Source organism: Mesorhizobium sp. M1E.F.Ca.ET.063.01.1.1 (genome assembly GCF_003998155.1).
In the GTDB taxonomy this organism is placed as follows: domain Bacteria; phylum Pseudomonadota; class Alphaproteobacteria; order Rhizobiales; family Rhizobiaceae; genus Mesorhizobium.
Genome location: NZ_RZSC01000450.1, coordinates 1 through 4,833, shown reverse-complemented (window position 1 = coordinate 4,833; position 4,833 = coordinate 1). Strand labels below are relative to the sequence as shown.

The 4,833-nt window shown below is 63.8% G+C and carries 4 protein-coding genes and 2 pseudogenes; all 6 read left to right on the top strand.

Annotation, left to right across the window (positions count from 1 at the left end; all coding sequences use genetic code 11):
- Positions 1 to 137, top strand: a pseudogene (locus EOA29_RS43220) (UDP-N-acetylglucosamine--N-acetylmuramyl-(pentapeptide) pyrophosphoryl-undecaprenol N-acetylglucosamine transferase); the annotation flags it as partial.
- Positions 134 to 1,540 (top strand): UDP-N-acetylmuramate--L-alanine ligase, encoded by a 1,407-nt coding sequence (murC, locus tag EOA29_RS25115; protein ID WP_126093088.1) that lies wholly within the window; start codon positions 134 to 136, stop codon positions 1,538 to 1,540. The pseudogene EOA29_RS43220 and the gene murC, both read left to right, overlap by 4 nt.
- Positions 1,537 to 2,502 carry a UDP-N-acetylmuramate dehydrogenase gene (murB, locus tag EOA29_RS25110; RefSeq protein ID WP_126093089.1) on the top strand — a complete coding sequence of 322 codons (966 nt, stop codon included), beginning with the start codon at positions 1,537 to 1,539 and terminating at the stop codon, positions 2,500 to 2,502. The genes murC and murB overlap by 4 nt, the downstream gene beginning before the upstream one ends.
- Positions 2,503 to 2,813: 311 nt before the next feature.
- Positions 2,814 to 3,740 (top strand): D-alanine--D-alanine ligase, encoded by a 927-nt coding sequence (locus EOA29_RS25105; RefSeq protein ID WP_126093090.1) that lies wholly within the window; start codon positions 2,814 to 2,816, stop codon positions 3,738 to 3,740.
- Positions 3,728 to 4,544, top strand: a pseudogene (locus tag EOA29_RS25100) (cell division protein FtsQ/DivIB). Before EOA29_RS25105 ends, EOA29_RS25100 begins: the two are co-directional and overlap by 13 nt.
- The coding region (locus EOA29_RS25095) for a cell division protein FtsA (protein WP_281061108.1) at positions 4,541 to 4,833 on the top strand (293 nt) is incomplete at its 3' end. The pseudogene EOA29_RS25100 and the gene EOA29_RS25095, both read left to right, overlap by 4 nt.

The window sequence follows — 4,833 nt, the reverse complement described above, 5'->3', positions numbered from 1 at the left end:
ACCCTGGCCGGCTGACGGCGATGGCCGCGGCGGCCCGCTCGTCCGGAAAACCGGATGCGGCGCGGTTGCTCGCCGATCTGACAGAGGCTATTGCGTCCGGCAAAACGGTTTCGGACTACAGGAGGACGCGCGCATGAAGATGCCGCAGACGATCGGCCTCGTGCATTTCATCGGCATCGGCGGCATCGGCATGAGCGGCATCGCCGAGGTGCTGCACAATCTCGGCTACAAGGTGCAGGGATCCGACCAGGCCGACGGCGCCAATGTGCAGCGGCTGCGCGACAAGGGCATCGAGTGCTTCGTCGGCCATAAGGCCGAGAACCTCGGCGACGCCGAGGTGGTCGTCGTGTCGACGGCCATCAAGAAATCCAATCCCGAGCTGAAGGCCGCGCGGGAGAAGTTGCTCCCCATTGTCCGTCGCGCCGAGATGCTCGCCGAACTGATGCGTTTCCGCCAGGCCGTCGCCATCGGCGGCACGCATGGCAAGACGACGACCACCTCGATGGTGGCGACGCTGCTCGAAGCCGGCGGGCTCGACCCGACCGTCATCAATGGCGGCATCATCAACGCCTATGGCACCAATGCCCGCATGGGCGACGGCGAGTGGATGGTGGTCGAGGCGGACGAGAGCGACGGCACTTTCCTCAAGCTGCCGGCCGATATTGCCGTCGTCACCAACATCGATCCCGAGCACCTCGACCACTACGGCAGCTTCGACAAGGTGCGCGAGGCATTCCGCCAGTTCGTCGAGAACGTGCCGTTCTACGGCTTCGGCGTGATGTGCACCGACCATCCGGAGGTCCAGGCGCTTGTCGGCCGCATCGAGGACCGTCGGGTCATCACCTATGGCGAGAACGCGCAGGCCGACGTGCGTTTCACCAATCATCGCATGGACGGGGCTACGTCCGAGTTCGACGTGGTGATCCGCGACCGCAAGGGCCGCGGCTCGACGACGATCGAGGGTCTGCGCCTGCCGATGCCGGGCCGGCACAATGTCTCCAATGCGACGGCGGCGATCGCGGTCGCGCATGAACTTGGCCTGTCGGCCGAAGCCATCAAGAAGGGCCTGTCCTCCTTCGCCGGGGTGAAGCGGCGCTTCACCCATACCGGTTCATGGAACGGTGTCGACATCTTCGACGATTACGGCCACCATCCCGTCGAGATCGCCGCGGTGCTCAAGGCGGCGCGCGGGGCCACCAAGGGCCGCGTCATCGCGATCGCGCAGCCGCACCGCTTCACCCGCCTGCATGACCTGTTCAATGAGTTTTCCGTCTGCTTCAACGATGCCGACACGGTGATGGTGGCGCCGGTCTATGCGGCCGGCGAGGAGCCGATCGAAGGTGTCTCCTCGGAGGCGCTGGTATCGCGCATCCGCGCTGGCGGTCATCGCGATGCGCGCTATATCGAAGGCCCAGCGGTGATCGCGCCGGCCATTCGCGAGCTTGCCAAGCCCGGCGACTTCGTCATCTTCCTCGGTGCCGGCAACATCACGCAATGGGCCTATGCGCTGCCCAAGGAACTTGGTGGGGCACCCTCATGATGCGCGGCCAGGACCTGATCGACAAACTCGGTGGCCGGCTTGCCGGCCTGCGCGGTCGCGTCACGCCCAACGCCGAGATGGACAAGATCACCTGGTTCCGCGCCGGCGGACAGGCGGAGGCGCTGTTCCAGCCGGCCGACGAGGAGGATCTCGCTGCCTTCCTGCGCGCGGTGCCTGAGGAAATCCCGATCACCGTCGTCGGCGTCGGCTCGAACCTTTTGGTGCGCGACGGCGGTATTCCGGGTTTTGTCGTCAGGCTGTCGGCCAAGGGCTTTGGCGAAGCCGAAGCCACCGGGCCGACCACGATCAAGGCGGGCGCGGCAACGCCGGACAAGCGCGTCGCGGCGGTCGCGTATGAAGCGGGCATCGGCGGCTTCCATTTCTACCATGGCATCCCGGGCGCCATAGGCGGGGCGCTGAGGATGAATGCGGGCGCCAACGGCGTCGAGACGCGGGAGCGCGTGGTCGAGGTGCGGGCGCTCGACCGCGCGGGCAATGTCCATACGCTGAGCAATGCCGACATGGGCTACACCTATCGTCACTCGTCGGCGCCTGGCGGATTGATCTTCACCTCCGCCATCTTCGAGGGCGTTCCGGAAGACAAGGCGGCGATCAAGGCGGCGATGGACGCCGTGCAGAACCATCGCGAGACGGTGCAGCCGATCCGCGAGAAGACCGGCGGTTCGACCTTCAAGAATCCCGAAGGCACTTCCGCCTGGAAGGAGATCGACAAGGCCGGCTGCCGCGGGCTGATGATCGGCGGCGCGCAGATGTCGCCGATGCACTGCAACTTCATGATCAACACCGGCACCGCGACCGGCTACGACCTCGAATATCTCGGCGAGACGGTGCGGGCGCGGGTGCTCGAGAATTCAGGCATAAGGCTGCACTGGGAGATCCAGCGGCTGGGCAATTTCCGGCCGGGTCACGAGGTCCAGGAATTCCTGGGGCAGCTTCTTTAGCTCGCTGCCAAGTTCAAGTAGTACGTGAACTTCAGTGACAGGCAACGGTCGTCAAGCGTTGCCGTAAAGACTCAACGACACGCTTTTTTCTCCCGTTTTCGCGGAAAGTGAATCTCTCGGAATCATAGGCACTTGCCAGGGAATCAACTCTCTGATTCTCTGCCCTAAAGCGTTTCCTGATTTGAGTCGTTTGACGCGTTACCCGCGTTTTCCGTCTGGGGGGCAACCTGCCGGAAGACTCGGACTCAATGTGCGCGAAAGTTGCGTGCGGAAATATCGGTTGCAGGCCCGGCGTGAGAGGGGATGACGGGATGAAGAAGAAACATGTGGCTGTTCTCCTGGGTGGATTCTCCTCGGAGCGGCCCGTGTCTCTGTCCTCGGGGAAGGCGTGTGCGGATGCGCTCGAGAATGAAGGCTATCAGGTTACCCGCGTCGATGTTTCGCGCGATGCCGGATCTGTGCTTGCCGAGCTCAGGCCTGATGTCGCCTTCAATGCGCTGCATGGCCCGTTCGGCGAGGACGGCACCATCCAGGGAATTCTTGAATATCTCGCAATTCCCTACACTCATTCGGGTGTGCTCGCTTCGGCGCTGGCCATGAACAAAGAGCAGGCGAAGAAGGTCGCCAAGGCGTCCGGCATTCCGGTCGCGGAATCGAAGGTGGTCAACCGCTTCGCCGTCCAGAACAAGCATCCGATGAAGCCGCCTTACGTGGTGAAGCCGGTCAATGAGGGTTCGAGCTTCGGTGTCGTCATCGTGCATGAGGGGCAGTCGCACCCACCGCAGGTGATCGGTTCGTCCGAGTGGCGGTATGGCGAGATCGTCATGGTCGAGCGCTACATCCATGGGCGCGAGCTGACCTGCGCGGTGATGGGCGATGTGGCGCTCGGGGTCTGCGAGATCATCCCGACCGGCCATTCCTTCTACGACTATGACTCAAAGTACGTCCCGGGCGGATCAAAACACGAAATCCCTGCTAAAATTTCACCGAATATTTACCAAAAAATACAGACACTGGCCCTCAAGGCTCATCTTGCTATCGGTTGCCGGGGCGTTTCCCGGTCGGACTTCCGTTACGACGACCGTCACTCCGAAAACGGCGAGGTTGTCTGGCTTGAGATCAACACCCAGCCGGGCATGACGCCGACGTCTCTGGTGCCTGAAATCGCCGCGCAAGCGGGGCACTCGTTCGGCGATTTGTTGAGTTGGATGGTGGAGGACGCTTCGTGTCTGCGTTGAGGTGGGGACAGGGCAAAGGCGGTGGGGCTGGTCTCTCGCTGTTCGGTGTGCTGCTGTCGTTCGACCATTTCGTGTTGCCGCGCCAGCTTCGCCGGCCGGTGCGCCTGCTTGCCCGTCTCTGCGACGGCGAGTATGAGCCGCCGCGCTTTTCTGCCGCGATCCTCTCGGCTGCCTTGCTGGCCTCGGCGGGAGCCTATGGTGCCTATCTCGGCGGTTATGCCGACAGTGTCGTGCAGGGCGTGACGGCCCGCACCGGTTTTGCCGTCGACCAGATCAAGGTCGTCGGCAATCGCCAGACTTCCGAAATCGACATACTCGACCGGCTCGGCCTCGACGGCTGGACGTCGCTGATCGGTTTCGATGCCGAGGCCGCGCGCGAGCGCATCACGACATTGCCCTGGGTCGAGGTTGCGGCGGTGCGCAAGATCTATCCGCATACGCTGGAAGTGCGCGTCGAGGAACGTGAGCCCTTCGCGCTCTGGCAGCAGGGCGATTCGCTTTCGGTGATCGAGCGCTCGGGCGAGGTGATCGCGCCGTTCTCGGGCGGCAAGCAGGCCTTGCTGCCGCTGATCATCGGCACGGGCGCGCCGGCCAAGGCGCCGGACTTCCTGGAGAAAATCAAGCGCTATCCGGAGCTCGCCGACACGGATATAGCCTTTGACGCGCGACATCGCCGCGGTCGACATGCGGCTGTCCGATCGGCTGGTGGTGGAGCTCTCGCCAGAGGCGGCGACGCAGCGCGAGGCCGCGCTCAGCGAAAAGCCGAAGAGCCAGACCAAGCGCAAGTCGGAGACGAAGATATGAGCTGGCTTGGCGGCAGCGGTGATGCTTCTTCGCGGCGGTCGGGCACGCTTACGGTGCTCGATGTGGGCTCGAGCAAGGTTTGCTGCGTGGTGGCGAAGTTGAAGCCGCGCGAGGACGGCAAGCTTCTGCGCGGACGCTCGCACCGCATCCAGGTGATCGGCATCGGCCATCAGAAATCGCAAGGCGTGAAGTCTGGCGTCGTGGTCGATCTCGACCGCGCCGAGCATGCCATCCGCCTCGCCGTCGACGCGGCGGAGCGCATGGCGGGGCTCACCGTCGATTCCCTCAT